Below are 18,084 nucleotides of genomic sequence, written 5' to 3' on the forward strand. Positions count from 1 at the left end.
ATTCATAAGTCCCTCCTCATCAAGATAATTATACTGAAAGGCTTGCGATTAAGGAATAGATGCTTTACCCTTAATTGTAATTATTAAAGAGAGGAAAGGTTAACATCATGGAACCAGCAGCACAATTAGATGCTGTCGAACACTACACTATTCAGAAGCTTGGGTCAGACCACACCGGTCATGGACTAGATCACATTAGACGGGTCGTTAAAATGACCAAGCGACTCGCCAAAGATGAATCAATCGATGAGTTCATTGCTATTGCGGCAGCTTACCTTCATGACACAATTGATGAAAAACTCGTCATGAGTGTCAAGGAATCACAAAATGAACTGCGGGAATTTTTGCGGAAAATCGATTTTACTCAAGAACAAATTAATCAAGTTATGGATATCATTACGAAGATGTCATTTGCTGACACCCTTGATGGTCAACGTCCAGAACTATCCCCTGAAGGACAAGTGGTTCAGGATGCTGACTGGCTTGATGCCATTGGCGGAATTGGGATTGTTCGTGCCATTTACTTTGGTGGTCAACACAGTGAGAGGATTTATGATCCATCAATAGCGCCGCGCCAAAACATGAGCCGGGATGATTATCGGAATTTAAATAACGAAACCATTATCAATCATTTCTATGAAAAACTACTCAAAATTAAGTCAATGTTGAATACTGCAGCAGCCCAAAAGGTCGCCCAACATCGTCAACAAGTGATGTTGGATTTTCTAGAAGAATTTAAGAGTGAATGGAATTCAGAATGTTAGATTCTAAAAAGGAGTAACGGACAAATCACCGTTACTCCTTTTTAACGTTCTCAGTATAGTGGCGAACTAACAATGTTAATGGTGGCACTAATAAACAATCCAATAATCCATTTAAGACGGAAGCTGGGAGCGCCATCTCAATAATTGCCAGAAACTCATCCCATTGATTAGTCATCATGATTGCTTGAATCGCAATTATTAATATCATGCCAATGAACTGGACACCACCAACTACTAATCCAAAGTTAATGGCCTGTGAGTGTTCCATATGAGTATTCAACGATGTACGCCACTTCAGCATTAATGAAAGAACAAGCATTGTTAGCAAAATTGGTATAAGGGTCCACCAATTTTGCAAATTAATTACTAACATTACCAAACCAATGATTACAAACGTAAGATACGACCAGCTGACACTCAATCCGAGACAAATTCCTGCTATAGAGATGCCAGTCAACTGGACATCCAGTGTTCCAGTTGGCATCGGGTAACGCCATTCTACAAAACTAAGCGCAACCGCTAGAATAGTTAAACCGATCCACCAGTTCCATTTTTTCATTATAGCGGCTTCTTTCTTGTATCTTGCATCCAGCCGAGCGCCAATGCCCCTTGGCCAAGGTGAACGCCAATAACCGGACCAAAGTAGCTTAATTCAAAATCAATATCAGGATGACTGCTTTGCAATTCATCCAGCCATTTTTGGCCTGCTTCTTCGGCAGCGGCATGGAAAATAAATGCACGCACTGGATAATCAGTCTTCGCAAGAGTTTCATCAAAAATTTGTTCAACCCGCAACTTGGCTTTCTTCATTGAGCGTACCTTTTCAAAAGCTTCAATCGCGTGATTAGGATTATCAAAAGAAAGCAATGGTTTGATCCGGAGAATTGATCCCACAAAGGCTGAAGCGTTTGACAGACGACCACCACGAACAAGATTTTGCAAATCATCGACCACAAAATCATCGTGAATCGTTGCCCGAAGTTGCGTAAGCTTATCAATAATGGTGTCAACGTCGTCTCCCTGGTCAATTAAAGTAGCCGCCTCGATAGCTAATTGCCCCATCAATTTAACGGTAATCTGGGAATCAAAAGGAATAATTCGAATGGTATCCTTCATTTGATCCGCTAACAATTGAATATTGTCAATAAAGCCAGAAATGCTTTTGGCTAAGTGAATGCTGATTACAGCTTCATAACCTTCATCTGCAAGCTTTTGATAAAGCTCCATCATTTCACCAATTGGTGGTTGAGAAGTACTTGGAAAGGTCTTAGAAGTCTTTAATTCACGATAGAATTCATCCGTCGTGATATCGACGCCTTCTTGATAATCTTTGCCATCAATCGTAAATGGAATTGGCACCACATTAATGTGATAATCCGCAATTTCTTTTGCGGTTAAATAAGCTGTACTGTCGGTAACAACCGCAATTTTCATGATCGGTCCTCCAAATGATTAAATTATGTGTCTTTTATAATTGCTCTTAATTTCTTATTTAATAATACTTTCAAAATTACCATATATTAGTTGATATGACAATCACTATTTAGCTTACAGTGTTTTACCTGATTCGTCAAAACAGGTATAATATTTATCAAACGCTCGCAAAGGAGGAAGCAGAATGACTTTCGATGGTTTTTTCACCCACTCCATGGTGAAAGAATTAAATGATACATTAACTTCGGGCAAGGTCATGCGCGTTAACCAGCCCTATCCTGCAGAAATGATTATGGTGGTCCGTGCTCACCGCCATAACTACTCACTGCTTGTATCTGCTAACCCAACCTATCCCCGAATCCAAATTACTAATATTCCATATCAAAATCCCGCTGTGCCAAGCAATTTTGCTATGACAATGCGTAAATACCTTGAAGGCGCCATTATTGAATCAATCGAACAAATTAGCAATGACCGAATCGTTAAAATTAATTTTACCAATCGGGATGAACTTGGTGACAACCAAAAACTGGTAATTTATGTTGAAATTATGGCTCGCCACAGTAACTTGTCCTTAGTTAGTGAGCCAAGCGGGAAAATTATTGATACCATTAAGCATGTCGGTTCTGATCAAAACCGGGTTCGCATCTTACTCCCTGGCGCACCTTTTGTGATGCCGCCTAAGCAAGAGCGCACAGATCCATACCTCCCTAACCAGAAGTATTCTGACCTGGTTAAACAAGATCAAGGCGATCTCAACAAATTAACTCGTGATTTACAACAAACATATCAGGGTCTGGCTTTCGATACTGCCAAGGAATTAGCCACTGAATTGGTAAATGCCGACAACCTACCAGCAGCGTATGAAGGATTCTTAAACAAGTTTAACAACCCAGACCCAGTTATTTACACTAACGAAAAGGGACAAACCAAATTTGCCCCATTTCCATTTGATGGAATCTCTGATGGTAAGAATCAGCATTTTGCAACATTAAGTGAGATGCTCGATGCGTTCTATAACCAAAAAGTTGAGAATGATCGTACCAAGGAACTTGCCGGTCAGGTATTGAAAGTCGTCAAAAACGAGTTAAAGAAGGATCGTAGAAAGGTTAAAAAACTGCACCATCAGTTAGAAGAAGCTGCAGATGCAGATTATTACCGAATCCGTGGCGAAATTCTTACCACTTATATGGGAAAGTTAAAACCTGGGATGACGGAAATCGAGTTGCCAAACTTCTATGATGATAATAAACCACTGAAGATTAAATTATCTCCAGAATTATCTGCTTCGCGAAATACTCAGAAATACTTTACGAAGTACGACAAACTAAAAGCGTCAGTTGCTTACGTTAATGAGCAATTAAAGATCACACAAGACGAAATTGACTATTTTGAAAATATCCTGAGCCAAATTGATATTGCTTCGCCTGCCGATGTTCAAGATATTAAGGTGGAACTACAAGAGCAAGGCTATATTAAGCAGCGGAATCGTGGTAAAAAGAAACGGAAAGTACGGGCTAGTAAGCCTGAGCAATTCCATACTTCAGATGGTACCCTTGTATTAGTTGGTAAAAATAACCTGCAAAATGATCGACTGAGTTTTAAGACCGCTAACAAGAACGAAATTTGGCTACACGTAAAAGATATGCCAGGGTCTCATGTTGTCATTAGAAGTACTGACCCTTCTGAACAAACCATTTTAGAAGCCGCACAATTGGCTGCATATTTCTCTAAGGGACGCAATTCTGACCACGTTCCAGTTGATTACCTGCGTGTTAAACAGCTTCATAAACCTAATGGTGCCAAACCGGGATTCGTAATATTCCGCGGACAAACTACAATCAACGTGACTCCACAAAAATTGAATCACTAGCATATTAAAATAGGGATCCAGCGTTCATTTTTTGAACGTTAGGTCCCTATTGTTGTTATGTTGTTATATAGTGGCATTCAATGTGTTCACTTAAGTCACTTTGTTATGAAACTTATTGTTTCCTAATCAATAAACTGCATTTCCGCTCCCATCACCTTGTTAGCAGTCGGTGTTTCTTTAATCTGTAAAGCACTAAATGGAAACAGTGCCCGGTAGACTGCTGTTTGGGTTTGGTTTGCTTGCTGCTTCATCGATTTGACTAACAATTTACCACTGAATTTATTCAACGCTAATCTGGTAATTACTGCTGGCAAATCAAGCTTCAATACTTTCGAAAGGAAAGCAATATCTGTTGCTGGCAGTGGACGGCACATTTCGATTTGATAATGATCCATTTCATCCGCCCTAATCAAGACTTGATATAAACCAGGTTTTTGCAGTATACGAACCCTTTGTTCACCAAGTTCTGTCACCTGTTTAGTGGCTGCAGGTGATGAAGTTGTAGGATAGCGTTTAGCAACCGTCCGATAGTTCATGTGATCATCAATTTGTAAAGCGGCAGTTATTCCTAATGGATAGACATACTGACCGTCAAATAGCGCATTATATTCCAATAATGGTTCTGTACTTACAACGTCTTCAATCTGATCCTCTGTTGGAATTGGCATTAATGTGATCGTATCACCATAATGCTCTTTCAAACGCTCATACAGTTCACTCTCGTTGGAAGCAATCATTAGCATTGTTGGTTGTTCCACCCTGATAATATCCGTGATCGTTTCCACTACTAGCGGCTCAATATATAGCTTGTCGACATACAAAGAAGACATGGCTGGCGAACTAGGATTATCATTCACCAAAATCGTTTTATTGCCATGAACTTTCAGCTCCTGCATTACCTTGCCGACAACATAATCATTAGCATTTCCATTTCCCAAATGGCGACCACCACTACCAATTACCAAAATCGAGTGATTACTTTCCTCCACACTTTCATTTTCTAATTCAAAAGTGGAATAAAATGCATTGGTATGTTGGTCATATTCTCCGGCAGACGGATCGATTTCTTTAAATGTCCGATTAATTTGGTGCTGGTCCCTTAATTTGGCAATATCAGCGGTTTCTTCACCCCATAACTCAGCAATTTTACCATCGCCTATTCCCCAATACTTGGCTTCTTTTAGCATCACAGGACTATCCTGCAATTTTAAAATTTCACTTTGAAGATCGATTAATCTTTTTAGTTGAGCAAAGTAATAGCTATCAATTTTGGTTAATTCAGCTAATTCTTTTTCTGAATAACCCCGTCGAATCGCCTCCAATAACGAATAGAGACGGTCACCTTCAGGATGAATCAGAAGTTGGTCCAATTGATCATCACTAATCCGTTGGATCATTTTAATATAGCCGTTATGCCAACCTGACTGATAGTCGGCCACTGACTTAATAATGGCTTCAATAAGGCTTCTGCCGATTCCAATCGTGCTCCCAATAGACTTCTTTTGGGTCCCCAGTTTTAATTTATGGGTACTTAATTGATTAAAAGGAAAGACAGGCATTCGGACAGCAGTACGATCCATTACTGGTTCAGTTACCGCTGTATGTTTAGTCAACCCATGATCAAGTCGGATATTACGCAACAATTCACCAGCATATAAATGGCCAACTACTCGACTGATTGGGTAACCAGTAGCAAGTTCAGTAAATGTGGTAATTCGGTCAAAGTAAGGGCTGTTTTTAATAACGTAGTACCGATTTTGCTCAGCATCAAAAGCAAATTGAACGTGATTAACCCCAACAATTCGTAATTTTCGGGTAATTGCAAAGGCGGTATTTCGCATATCCTGAATTTCCCGATCCAACAATGTTTGCGCAGGTAAGACTGCCATTGAATCTCCGGCATGAATCCCAATCGGATCAATATCTTCAGTCATTCCCAGCTGCATCATTGTTCCTGAAGCGTCTCTCATAACCAAAACTTCAATTTCCTTCAAACCGGCTAAACTTTGTTGAACAAGAACTTGTCCGCTACGAGATAATTGTATACCAGTACTAACGGCTTCCCGTAATTCATCTGGGTCCTGGACAATTCTCCGCATCCGCAAGGACTTAGGGAACACTGCTCGTACTACCACTGGAAAGCCTACTTCCCGCGCCATTTCAAGTGCGGACTGATAATTATCAAATGTAGCGATCTTCTTTGTCGGTGCATCTAATCTCCGCAATGTTTGGTTAAGCAAAACCGGATTATTAACTTGTCGAATCGTGGCTTCGGGAACTCCTGAAATTTGAATATCTTGCTCAGTTAAAATCCCTGATTCACTGACAGTTTGCATAATTTCAAACGCCCGTCGTCCACCAAGGGTTGGCACGATTACTTGTGGATGGTACTGGTTGATCAGCTTAATCACACTACGACTCGTCAATGGCAAAACATGCCGACAGTCAATTGCTTCAGTCGTATCAAGTGAAGCAGAAAAAGGATTATCATCGACCAGTACGGTCATGAACCCGCCACGTTTCATGGTTGAAGCAATTTCAAGAGTAGCATAATCTAACTCCCCACCTTGTTGAAAGTTGTCACTGCCAGCACCGATAATTAAAGCAGTTGGTTTAGTGGTCAAGGGCTTCATCTCCTCGTTGGTTCATTAAATCCATAAACTCGTCAAATAACGGATCCGTTTCATCTGGACCCGGAGCGCCATCAGGGAAAAACTGGACAGAAAAGGCAGGATATTTACGATGACGTAATCCCTGAACACTATTATCCAGCATGTCAACGTAGGTCACAAACAAATTTGACCGGTTCACACTATCCCGTTTAACTTCATAACCTTCACTTTGACTAGCATACACAATTTGGTCTGTAATAATCTCTTTGATTGGGTGATTCATTCCATGGTGTTCTACAGGCATTCTTTTTACATCAGCACCATTAGCTAAAGCAAACAACTCGTGCCCTAAACCGATGGCAAAAATTGGGACCTCATGCTCTTGCACCTCTAAAATCATCTTCAGAACACTCTTCTTCAAACTGTGCGGGTCTCCAGGACCACTAGAAAATACCACACCATCGGGGTCTAAACGCATAATTTCATCCGCCGTCGAAGTATACGGCAAAACCGTTACGTTGCATTTCCGACGGGACAGTTCCCGTAAAATACCATTCTTCAATCCAAAGTCAACAACCACAACCGTTTTACCGACATCTGGATTTGGATATGGCTTAGGAGTAGCAACCTGGGCAACCTGCTGATTTGTTAAAACCGTTGCATGTAATTGATCAAACGCATGATCATCCGGCACCGGAACAATACTCCCCCGATTAGGCTCATTGGCAGCCCTCAGTTTGTGGACTAATGCACGGGTATCAACATTTGTAATACCCGGAATATTCATTTGTTCTAAATAATGACTTAGTCCCTGGCGATGCTGATCATCAAATGCTGCCAAATCTCTAACAATGACTCCCTTGGCGGCAGGCACAATGGATTCATAAATATTTCGATGGATCGAAACGTTACCGACATTCGGCTGCGTAAAAACAATGATTTGATTATCATAGATGGGGTTAGTAATGATTTCTTGGTAACCAGCCATACTAGTGTTGAACACTACTTCTCCAAAAGTTACCGCCGGAGCACCAAAGCCTTCTCCAGCAAAGACTGAACCATCTTCTAAAATTAAATAACGGGCTGTCATAAAACTCCCACCTCTGTCAATTAATACCGCCACTATTGTACACCATTTACTTTTGGTCTGGTGGTAAATCTGTAGCGTCCAAGTGATGTAACATCTGTTCAAACCACTCTGGTAATGGTGCTTCAAAAAGCATCTCCTTACCAGTTACTGGATGTTTAAAGCCCAGTAAACGAGCATGCAAATATTGTCCATTCCCCTTCAGGGTTTTCCTTGGGCCATACAAAGGATCACCCGCTAAAGGATGACCAATGTATTGCATATGCACGCGAATCTGGTGCGTTCGACCTGTTTCAAGCCGACATGAAACTAACGTATAATGCTGGTACCGCTTCAAGACCTTAAAGTGAGTAACAGCGTGGCGACCATCCGCAACCACTGCCTGCTTTTTACGATCTTTTGGCGACCTTCCGAGTGGTGCATCAATAGTTCCCTGGTCCTCTTTGATCACACCATGAACTAATGCTACATATTCTCTCTTATTAGTTTTCGCTTTTAGCTGAGCAGCTAACGAACGATGAGCCTGATCATTTTTAGCCACCATTAACAAACCAGATGTGTCCTTATCGATCCGATGGACTATCCCTGGGCGAAATTCTCCATTAATGTGTGATAGTGGACTGTGATACAGCAATGCATTAACCAAAGTATGATTAGGATGACCTGCTGAAGGGTGAACGACCATCCCTTGGGGTTTATTAACCACTAATACGTCATCATCTTCATAAACGATATCTAAGGGAATGTTTTCCGGTTCCAAATCGATTTTTTGGGGTTCTTCTGGAATGACTTCCACATGATCGCCAACTTGTAATTTATATTTAGGCTTCACTGTGGACCCATTAACAGTAATATTGCCATCCTCAATCCATTTTTTTAATTGTGACCTGGAAACGTCACTCATGACCGTTGCTAGTGCTTTGTCAATTCTTCCAGTGAGTTGGTCATCAACCGTAATTTTTTGTGGTTGCTTATTTGTCACTTGGATCCTCATCCTTTTCCATTAATACAATTACTATTAAAATTAATACTCCAACTGTTAAACAGGTATCTGCAATATTGAATACTGGAAAATTCACTGGTAGTAATTCAAACATATCGACGACGTAACCAAAGCGTAATCGATCAATGAAATTACCAATGGTCCCCGCAAAAATTAAGCTTAAACTGATTTCCATCCAACGCTGGTCGCTAAACCGATGCATTAAGTAAACTAACGCAATAATTGCAATGACACTCACCACCGCAAAAAACCATTGTTTACCTTCCATTAATGACCATGCAGCTCCGTTATTACGTAAATTGGTCAAAGCCACGATGCCTGGTAAAAACTGCTTAAAGCCATTTTTAGGAACATTTACTGTGACCCACCATTTAACCAATTGGTCAACACCAATCAACACAATAATGAAGGTTAAGTAGCCCCACCAGCCGCGATTATTTTTCTGAATCATTAAGCACCCCGTCTTCTTTCAAAAAATGCTTAATTAAATTTAATGACCGCTGAGTAAAAGAGAAAGTCATTACTTCTCCATGGACGGTAATCGTCAGCGTGTGCTTAGTAAAGATTGGTTGACGAATATCTTTCACGGGTACTGACAAATATTCCTTAACCAACAAACGGTTAAAAACGAAGCGACTTGGAGAAATAACAACTGTTCGGCGGAAAATTTGCAAAGCAGCAAGGATCAAAAAAATTACAATAAACAAAGCCGTAATCCATTGAAAATGAGTAATTTCAAATGCGATAATAATACCGATAATCAAAACTAACAACGTCCAACTCCAATCAATAATTGCGGTTGTGAGATCTGGTTGGTAAAAAAAACGTTTTTGTTCTTCTTCCATAATAAACTCCTTTAAATAGTGAGGTTACGATAATGATTAAAATTTATACTGATGCCGCTACCAAAAACAATCCAGGGCCTACCGGGTTGGGAGCTCTAATTGTAGCTGATCACCGTCAGATCCAGTTAACAGATCATGTTGCCGAAGCCAGTAACCATACTGGTGAATTTTTGGCAGCGCAAATGGGGTTCGAATATCTGGTTAAAAACTTTCCTCATGATGAGTTAGTCTTATTTTTCACAGACAGTCGTTTATTAAGTGATGCAGTTGGCAAGAACTATTCCAAACATTATGCTGACCTATTAAAAGACTTAAACAAGTTAATGCAACCATTCGCAACAGTTGTCACCCAGTGGATTCCAGAAGCGCAAAATCATGGTGCACATCACCTTGCTAATCAAGCACTGCATCAAATTAAATAGCCACGTCTTAGTATAACAAAAATACTATCTGAAAAAGACTAAGTTTATTAAAATTATTGAGATCTAAAAGATTTGTGGACTTAAACCATCGTTTTGACAGCCGAATACTAAATAGAATAGGGACTTAACGCTCGGTAAAACGAACGCTAAGTCCCTATTATCAATTACAAAATCGTAATCTAATTTTGTTACGTCTTTTATGTTACTGATTTTCTTGCAATGCAACTAATTTAGCATAGTAGCCCTTTTGAGCCATTAATTCTTGATGATTACCACGTTCAATGATTCTTCCATCTTTAAGGACTAGAATTTGTTGGGCATTCTGAATGGTGGAAAGGCGGTGAGCAATTGCAATGGTAGTTTGTTGGGTAGATATTTTAGCCAAACTTTTTGTAATTGTTTGTTCTGTCTGCGAATCAATATTTGCCGTTGCTTCATCCATAATTAAAATCTCAGGATGGCGATACATGGTGCGGGCAAAAGAGATTAATTGACGTTGCCCAACTGATAAGTTACTACCGTTTTCGCCAAGAAGAGTTTGATAACCATCAGGAAGTTGTTCAATAAATTGGCCTGCATCAACTAATTTTGCCGCTTGGCGAATTGCCTGGTGATCCTGGCGATGGTCAAACATGGCAATATTATGCGCGATCGTTCCATAAAACATGTATTGCTCTTGGACCACCAGTCCAATTTTGTTTCGTAATTCACTTAATGGATAATCCCGAATATCTTGTCCATCAATTAGTATCTGGCCTTCTTGGAACTCATAAAAACGCATCAATAAATTAACAATTGAACTCTTACCGCTTCCTGTGTGTCCTACTAAAGCGACCATTTCACCGGGTTGCACAGTAAAAGAAATGTCCTTTAAAACAGGATGATGAGGATCATAGCCAAAAGTGACGTGACGAAATTCAATTTTACCAGGACCAATTTTAATATTTTTATTACGTTGTTGCGGCTGATTTGACGGTTGATCAATTAAAGCAAAAATTCGCTGGCCGGCAACCATTCCTTCTTGAAAGAAAGCAAGGTTTTCCATCACACTTGTTAATGGATTAAAGAAATTTTGCTGGTATGCAATAAAGGCGTAAACGACACCAGCAGCCACCGCTGAACTTTGACTTTGCCAACCGAAATATCCTAAGGTTGCTGTTTCCGCTAAGATAAACATTAAACTGACAATCGGATACAACAAAAATGAATCAAAAACAATTAACTTAGTCCGTGATTTAAAGTACTGATTATTTACTTTATCAAAATCGTTGTTTAATCGTTTCTGCTGACCAAATTGTTGGATAATTTCAATGCCCCTCAAGGCTTCGTTTAGACGAACGTTAATTTCACTTAATGTGGACCGAACCCTTTGATAAACGGGAACACTAACGTTCTGATATAGGAAGACTAACCCAATAATAGCAACTAGCAACACTACAGTTACCCATGCTAATGGCTGACTTACCATCATCATAGCAACAAAAGCTGATACTAGTCCGGCAACTGCTACAATCAGATTTAATATCAAACTCCAGAAGTTATAAAGCGTCTTGGTATCATTGGTAACGCGTGACACAATCTCGCCCACTGGGGTTTGATCATAATATTGCATTCCCATGGTATGGAGCTTAGCAAATAACTGCGTTCTGATCCGTTCCAAAGTTGCTTCCGAACCCACTGAAAAACTATACGCCTGCAAAAATTGGAAAATTGCTTTAACGCAAGTAATCAAAAAGTAGGTCAGCACAAAGCCACCAATCAGTTGAACGGTTGCAGATGATTGCCGCAAGTAATGATCAATAAAAAATTGAACCATCCGTGGTAACAGCAAATTAACTACGCTGACTAAAATGGCCATCAACGTTGCTAGCAAAAATTGCCACCAAAATGGTTGAACGGCTTTAAATAAACGCTTTAAAACTACTTTTTGATTAAGTTTATTATTCATTTAAGTCCTCCTCCAGTTGTTGATGACGTTTTTGCAATTGCAACGTTTCCTGATACCAACCAGGCTGTTGTGAGAGCTCACCAGGAGTTCCTTGTTGAACAATCGTCCCATGGTTCAGGACAATGACCCAATCTGCATTTTGAACAGTACTCAAACGACTAGTGACCATAATTACCGACTGGTCTCGGTGGTGACGTAAGTTCTGTTCAATGGTGGTTGCCGTTTGCGCATCAACTGCAGACAAGGGATCATCTAAAATTAAAAACGGCGTTGCTTTCATTAATGCACGTCCGATTGCAATCCGTTGCTGTTGGCCCCCAGATAGTGATACCCCCTGTTGACCAACTTCGGTCTCGTACTGGTCTGGCATTTGTTGAATATCTTTATCAATGGCTGCTTCTTGTGCTGATTTTTGAACTTGAGTTAACGGAGCGTTAATATCCTGGAAACGCAGGTTATCCTGGATATTAGTTGAAAATAAAAAACTGGTTTGGGGAACATAGCTAATGTTTGCTAAATAACGATCATGAGCAATTTCGCGGATATCATGTTTCCCCAGCTTAATGCTTCCCGTATAACGATCGAAATCCCGAATTAATAACCGCATCAAAGTAGACTTGCCACCTCCAGTGGGACCAACAATTCCAACCATCTCACCTGGTTTAACCTTGAAATGAATGTCATGCAATACCGGTTCAACTGAGTCTTCATACCCAAATTGATCCACGTCAACCGTTAAGTTAGCTGGAACGGAAATTTGAAGGTGGCTCTGGGGCTTTTGCCAATGATTTTTTTCGTTTAGTAAATGACTAATCCGATCATAACTTGCTCGACCACGCTCTAACGTATTAAAGAGTGTTCCAATTGCAAAAAGCGGCCAAACAAGCTCACCAAGGTAAGTCATCATTGTGACCAATTGTCCCACTCTTAACTGCTGTTTTATAACCATCCAGCCACCAACACCGATAGCAATTATATACGACAACCCCATAATGAGTGTTGTCGCTGGATTAAACAATGCATCCCAAAAATAAGCTCGCCGATTAGCATCAAAGGTTCTTTTAACATAACGATTAAAATCTTCTTGGTCAGCTTTTTCTTGACCTAATGATTTTAATACTCGCATTCCACTGACACTTTCTTGGGTTTTATTATTGAGATCCCCAAATGAAGCTTGGGCTTTACCATAAGACTCATGAATCTTGTTTCCTAAACGATTCGCGAGTACCACCAATAGTGGTAAAGGAATCAACGTCAAAAGCGTTAACCGCCAGCTGACAAACATTCCCATCGCAATAATCATTGATCCCCCAGTAATAATGGAATCGGCCAAAGTCAGGATCCCGTAACTAGCAACTTCACGAACTGCCTCGACATCATTTGTCGCATGTGCCATAAGGTCACCGGTGCGCCATTTTTGGTAAAAAGTGGGATCCATGTTTAAATAGTGAGCAAACAGTTGTCCACGGAGTTGGCGTTCTAACACGTATGAACTGCCGTATATTAGTCTTTGCCATGCAAATCGTAATAAGTATTGAGCAGCAGCAGCGATCAGCATTACTCCTACCCAAAAGGCAAGCCATCCTGAAGTAACCCGATGATCACTAATGGCATCAACAACATTACCGATTACTCGTGCTGGAATAACATTACAGATTGCTACCAAGATCAGCGCAATTACGCCGCCCAGATATTCTCGCCATTGTTCCTTAAAGAACCAGTTTAACTGCCTAAAAATACGCATATTGTTCCTCCAAAAAAAGAGGTTGGGTTTACCAGCTCAGCCTCTTTTAATTACATTATTTTTGTTGCCATTCCGCAATTCCACGCGCTAAGCGGTCAAGACCGCTGAGGACGGTTTTGGTTGGACATGCCACATTCATCCGCAAGAAATTATGGCCGTCACCACCATAAATATTACCAGCAGATAAAATCAAGCCAGTTTTCTCTTGAATAAATTTAGCTAAAGCATCAGAATCATCAGTTAACTTACGGACGTCAAGCCAAATCAAATAGGTTGCTTGTCCAGGAACAACAGTGATTACATCCGCAAGTTGATCATTAATAAAATCACTCACAACCTTACGATTATCCTGAATAGCATCTAAAACAGCAGTTAACCATTCAGAGCCCTTTTCATAGGCAGCAATCGTTCCCGGAATAGCCATTAAGTTTGGCTCTGCCAATTCTTCACTATTCAATCCTCGGCTCACTTGGGCACGTAAATTAGCATTTGGCACAATCACAGTAGCGGCATGCAAAGCGGCTACATTAAAGGTCTTACTTGGTGAGACTGCAACTTCGAGATCTTGAATAAGCTCTTCTGGTAAACTGAACATTGGTACATAACCCTGCTCATTAAATGTGAAATCACCATGAATTTCATCACTAAAGATTTTAACATGATACTTACGGCAAAGCGTGGCTAAACGAATTAACTGATCACGCGTCCAAATAATTCCAACTGGATTATGAGGATTACACAGAATCATCAAATTAGTCAACGGATCAGCAAGTTTACTCTCCAAGTCTTCCCAATCAATTGAATAGGAATGTTGTTCAACATCATAAACCAGGTCGCTTGATACCACATGGCGACCGCTATTCACGATTGAATTGTAGAAAATGTTATAGACAGGAGCTTGTACCAGCACATTGTCACCTAACGAAGTCAGACGCCGAACAGCTGATGAAATCGCTGGCACCACCCCAGTTGTAAAAATCATCCAATCAGTTTGGGGACGGAAATGGTGTTGCTTTTCATACCAATCAGCCACCGCATTAAAGTATTCGGCTGGAATGTCTTCATATCCGAATGCTCCCAGGGTCAGCTTATCCTTCATTGCTTCGATAATTGCCGGGCTGGTCTTAAAGTCCATATCTGCAATCGTCATTGGTAATTCGCCATCTTTAACGTCCCACTTTACTGAATTAGTATGTCGACGGTCTACCGCTTCCGGATATTCAGTCATAATCAATTACTCCTTTACATCTTGAATAATCGTAGTTGCATTTGGGTCAATTTCTGGGTCATCCATAATAATTTCATCAATTTTGTGAGCGTGAATGCGGCCACTAATCGGGTTCTTAACACTCATAACATTTGTTGTAATCTCTGCATCAATGTTTTTACAGTATTCAAAAGCAAGGTCAGTCCGTAATACTTTGCAGTTTACCAACTTGATCCCATCAAGGTAACAAAGTCCCTGATCACTTTCAATTGTGCAATTAACCAACGTTAAGTTTTTAGTATTCCAGGCTAAATATTCGCCACTAATCTTAGAGTCATAAATCGTAACATTTTCACAGTTCCAAAAAGCGTCTTTGGATACAAATCTGGAATTGTGAACCTCAATATTCTTTCCACCATCAAAACAATAGTTGCCAATCAGGTCTAAATTACCAATCCGAATATTGGAACTATTCATTCCAAAGTAGTCACCACGAGCTTGAACATTTTTGATATCAACATCATCACATGTCCACAGGGTCTCGTCTGCATCCGAAAAGTAAACGTTCTTTAATGTAACTTCTTTACAACGACGGAAAAGCTTTGGAGCTTGCAAATCAGAATCGTGAATATTAATGTCATCCGTATACCAAATTCCTGACCGGGACATTGTCTCGAAAATAGTATCATTAACTTCAATATGCTTTGAATACCAGAGTGGGTATTTCCAAGTAAATACTACCCCATCCAGTTTTAGGTCGTGGGTTTCTTTAAGTGGTGATTCACCCTTACCAAAAGTAGTATCAATAATTTCAGCGTTATGTTCTTTAAATAGTGGCCGTTCACCATCAAAATAGCCTTCATTAATTTGTTTCATCATATTCCTCTTTTTCAAAGTTAAATTATTTTTAGTAAGTAAAGTTTCCAAATATAAGTATAAAACTTTTGTAATGGTTAGTGAAATACGTTTTTTTCATAGTGGTTGATTCATTTTGATTATGGAACACTTCCAATTAATTGTTTATAATAACAATGACATTAATCGGTATAAAGGGAGCAAATATATATGCATTATCTCAACATTAATGGTGAAAAGCTATCAGAAATCGGTATTGGCAGTGCAGCCCTGTCAGGAGACATCGCAGCTGAACAAAAAGCCATTCGTTATGGACTTAGTCATGGTATCAACGTGATTGACACAGCTGAAAGTTATGGTAACAGTGAGGATGTTATTGGCGATGCCTTAAAAGGAATTGACCGTGATCAGTATTTTTTGATTTCTAAATTTTTGCCCCAACATGCAACACCACGCCTTCAACGAAAAAGTTTAGAAAAAAGTCTCCAACGATTAGGAGTTGACTACCTCGATTTATACCTTTTACATTGGCGTGCTAACGCAGATTTACGATCAACAGTCGAAGGACTCGAACAATTGCAAAAGGAAGGTCTAATCCGTTATTGGGGAGTATCTAACTTTGACCTATCTGATATGGAAGATCTCATGAACGTCCCGAATGGTGATCACGTTTTCGCAAATGAAGATTTGTATAACTTGACTAGTCGCGGGGTTGAATTTGACCTTCTCCCGTGGCAGCACCAACATCATATCGGATTTCTGAGCTATTCTCCATTTCATGCGGTTGGTTGGAACTTTATTCAACCAAACAGTGTCATTAAGCAAATCAGCGAAGAACATCAAGTCACTCCACAACAAATTATGCTCGCTTGGATAACTCGTAACCATAATGTCTTGCCCCTACCAAAAGCTTGTAAAATCCAACACGTTCAAGATAACATTGATGCTTTAGATATCACTCTCACTGAAAACGATTTAAAGCGTCTCGATCGAGTTTATCCTGCACCACAGCATAAAGTGCCTCTGGACAAAATCTGATTTTTAACATTCAAATTAACAGGCCATAAGCACTCGTTTGAGATGAGTGTTTATGGCCTGTTTAGGTATTGTTGATAATCTTATTAATCCTTCTTGGCAGTTCTAATTTTCTTACCCCAGTACTGGAATAAGTCTGTCCGTAAAGCACCGTTATAAAGTTTCCGACGTTTCGTCGCTGGTGCTCCATAATACCGTTCAAACTCCAAATCAGCCGTCAAAATGTACTTACTCCACGTCGTCATTGGTCGGTATAATTCGCCCATTTGGCGGTATAACTCATGGACGGTCTCTTTATCACCAAGTCGTTCACCATATGGCGGATTGGCGACAATCACACCATTGATTTGATCAGTATGCCAATCCTTAACAGCCAACTGTTTAAAAGTAATGTCGTGGGTTAGGCCAGCTGCTTGTGAATTCCGTTGTGCAATTTCAATCATATTTTGGTCAATATCATAACCATGAATTTCCAGTTCAACATCATAGTCAGCTTTAGAATCTGCCTGGTCACGAATATCATCAGGTAACCCCTCTGGGACCAAATTGGTCCATTGTTCGCAAACAAAAGACCTATTCACGCCCGGTGCAATATTATGGCCAATTAATGCAGCCTCAATTGGAATCGTTCCTGAACCACAAACCGGGTCAACAAACGGGTTGTCGGGGAACCAGTGAGCTAGTAATACGAGCGCTGCCGCCATATTTTCCTTTAAAGGAGCGCCACCCTTATCGCGGCGGTATCCACGTTTAAAGAGACTTTCACCAGTAGTATCAAGCGTTAACAAAACATGATCCTTATTAATAGCTACTTCCAGTGGGTATAAATTACCGGTTTCGGGGAGGTTTGTCCGACGATGATAAACTGCCATCATCTTTTCGGCAATTGCCTTTTTAGTAATGGCTTGAACAGTTGGCACATTGTGTAGCTGGGAACGGTGACTTTTCCCTTCTACCGGAAAGTTGGCATCTAGCGGGAGCAGTTCATCCCATGGTAGCCGTTTAGTCTGCTCAAATAATTCATCAAATGTTTTGGCATCAAATTCGCCCACCACGATTTTGATCCGGTCAGCAGTACGTAACCAAATATTAGTGGTTAACACATCCGCCATATTCCCTTCAAAACGAACCCGACCATTTTCGACCCGAGTATCGTAACCAAGCCGGCGCAGTTCTTTCCCAACAAGCGCTTCGATTCCTGATGCTGCTGTCGCAATTAGTTGATATTGTTTCACAATTGATAACCTCGTTTTGT

Annotated in this window: 16 protein-coding genes; 4 read left to right on the forward strand and 12 right to left on the reverse strand. The window is 40.3% G+C overall.

Features of this window, described 5'->3' with window-relative positions; genetic code table 11:
- Positions 1–107 precede the first annotated feature (107 nt).
- Positions 108–764 (forward strand): HD domain-containing protein, encoded by a 657-nt coding sequence (locus H5975_RS00250; protein WP_178661300.1) that lies wholly within the window; start codon positions 108–110, stop codon positions 762–764.
- A gap of 31 nt (positions 765–795) precedes the next feature.
- On the opposite strand, the gene H5975_RS00255 is transcribed toward H5975_RS00250, so the two are convergent.
- Positions 796–1,323, reverse strand: a complete 528-nt coding sequence (locus tag H5975_RS00255) for a hypothetical protein (RefSeq protein ID WP_204784403.1) — start codon at positions 1,321–1,323, stop codon at positions 796–798.
- Positions 1,323–2,198 (reverse strand): DegV family protein, encoded by an 876-nt coding sequence (locus tag H5975_RS00260; protein WP_178661296.1) that lies wholly within the window; start codon positions 2,196–2,198, stop codon positions 1,323–1,325. The genes H5975_RS00255 and H5975_RS00260 overlap by 1 nt, the downstream gene beginning before the upstream one ends.
- Before the next feature lie 184 nt (positions 2,199–2,382).
- Here H5975_RS00260 and H5975_RS00265 point away from each other — a divergent pair, with 184 nt between their 5' ends.
- Positions 2,383–4,071 (forward strand): NFACT RNA binding domain-containing protein, encoded by a 1,689-nt coding sequence (locus tag H5975_RS00265; RefSeq protein WP_204784404.1) that lies wholly within the window; start codon positions 2,383–2,385, stop codon positions 4,069–4,071.
- A gap of 122 nt (positions 4,072–4,193) precedes the next feature.
- Here the strand turns inward: H5975_RS00265 and H5975_RS00270 are convergent, their stop codons facing one another.
- The 5 genes from H5975_RS00270 to H5975_RS00290 are packed head-to-tail and all read right to left on the reverse strand — an operon-like array spanning position 4,194 to position 9,618.
- Entirely contained in the window at positions 4,194–6,695 is a 2,502-nt protein-coding gene (locus H5975_RS00270) for an ATP-grasp domain-containing protein (protein WP_239459484.1), read from the reverse strand.
- A complete protein-coding gene (locus H5975_RS00275; RefSeq protein WP_204784406.1) occupies positions 6,685–7,773 on the reverse strand; it encodes a carbamoyl phosphate synthase small subunit in 1,089 nt (362 codons plus the stop codon). The genes H5975_RS00270 and H5975_RS00275 overlap by 11 nt, the downstream gene beginning before the upstream one ends.
- A 46-nt stretch (positions 7,774–7,819) precedes the next feature.
- Positions 7,820–8,752: an RluA family pseudouridine synthase gene (locus H5975_RS00280; protein WP_304134241.1), complete on the reverse strand. Its 933-nt coding sequence runs from the start codon at positions 8,750–8,752 to the stop codon at positions 7,820–7,822.
- Complete coding sequence (lspA, locus tag H5975_RS00285; RefSeq protein WP_204784408.1) at positions 8,742–9,224, reverse strand: signal peptidase II; 483 nt, start codon at positions 9,222–9,224, stop codon at positions 8,742–8,744. The genes H5975_RS00280 and lspA overlap by 11 nt, the downstream gene beginning before the upstream one ends.
- The gene (locus H5975_RS00290; RefSeq protein WP_204784409.1) at positions 9,208–9,618 is read right to left on the reverse strand and encodes an EbsA family protein; all 411 of its coding nucleotides are present in this window, start codon (positions 9,616–9,618) and stop codon (positions 9,208–9,210) included. Before H5975_RS00290 ends, lspA begins: the two co-directional genes overlap by 17 nt.
- Positions 9,619–9,650: 32 nt before the next feature.
- Between H5975_RS00290 and H5975_RS00295 the strand changes: the two genes are divergently transcribed.
- Positions 9,651–10,040, forward strand: a complete 390-nt coding sequence (locus tag H5975_RS00295) for a ribonuclease HI family protein (RefSeq protein WP_178661282.1) — start codon at positions 9,651–9,653, stop codon at positions 10,038–10,040.
- Positions 10,041–10,242: 202 nt separating this feature from the next.
- On the opposite strand, the gene H5975_RS00300 is transcribed toward H5975_RS00295, so the two are convergent.
- Genes H5975_RS00300 through H5975_RS00315 form a run of 4 tightly spaced genes read right to left on the reverse strand, consistent with a single transcriptional unit; the run spans position 10,243 to position 15,815 of the window.
- On the reverse strand, positions 10,243–11,988 hold the full coding sequence (locus H5975_RS00300; protein ID WP_204784410.1) for an ABC transporter ATP-binding protein: 1,746 nt from the start codon (positions 11,986–11,988) through the stop codon (positions 10,243–10,245).
- On the reverse strand, positions 11,981–13,732 hold the full coding sequence (locus tag H5975_RS00305; RefSeq protein ID WP_204784411.1) for an ABC transporter ATP-binding protein: 1,752 nt from the start codon (positions 13,730–13,732) through the stop codon (positions 11,981–11,983). The genes H5975_RS00300 and H5975_RS00305 overlap by 8 nt, the downstream gene beginning before the upstream one ends.
- Before the next feature lie 55 nt (positions 13,733–13,787).
- Positions 13,788–14,960: a MalY/PatB family protein gene (locus tag H5975_RS00310; protein WP_204784412.1), complete on the reverse strand. Its 1,173-nt coding sequence runs from the start codon at positions 14,958–14,960 to the stop codon at positions 13,788–13,790.
- Between the two features lie 6 nt (positions 14,961–14,966).
- On the reverse strand, positions 14,967–15,815 hold the full coding sequence (locus H5975_RS00315; RefSeq protein WP_204784429.1) for a DUF3737 family protein: 849 nt from the start codon (positions 15,813–15,815) through the stop codon (positions 14,967–14,969).
- A 189-nt stretch (positions 15,816–16,004) separates the two neighbouring features.
- On the opposite strand from H5975_RS00315, the gene H5975_RS00320 reads away from it, so the two are divergent.
- On the forward strand, positions 16,005–16,832 hold the full coding sequence (locus H5975_RS00320) for an aldo/keto reductase (protein ID WP_239473097.1): 828 nt from the start codon (positions 16,005–16,007) through the stop codon (positions 16,830–16,832).
- 83 nt (positions 16,833–16,915) lie between these two features.
- Here H5975_RS00320 and H5975_RS00325 read toward each other — a convergent pair whose 3' ends face one another.
- The gene (locus H5975_RS00325; protein WP_204784413.1) at positions 16,916–18,064 is read right to left on the reverse strand and encodes a THUMP domain-containing class I SAM-dependent RNA methyltransferase; all 1,149 of its coding nucleotides are present in this window, start codon (positions 18,062–18,064) and stop codon (positions 16,916–16,918) included.
- Positions 18,065–18,084: the final 20 nt, after the last annotated feature.

The organism is Limosilactobacillus coleohominis, from assembly GCF_016901675.1.
In the GTDB taxonomy this organism is placed as follows: Bacteria; Bacillota; Bacilli; order Lactobacillales; family Lactobacillaceae; genus Limosilactobacillus; species Limosilactobacillus intestinavium.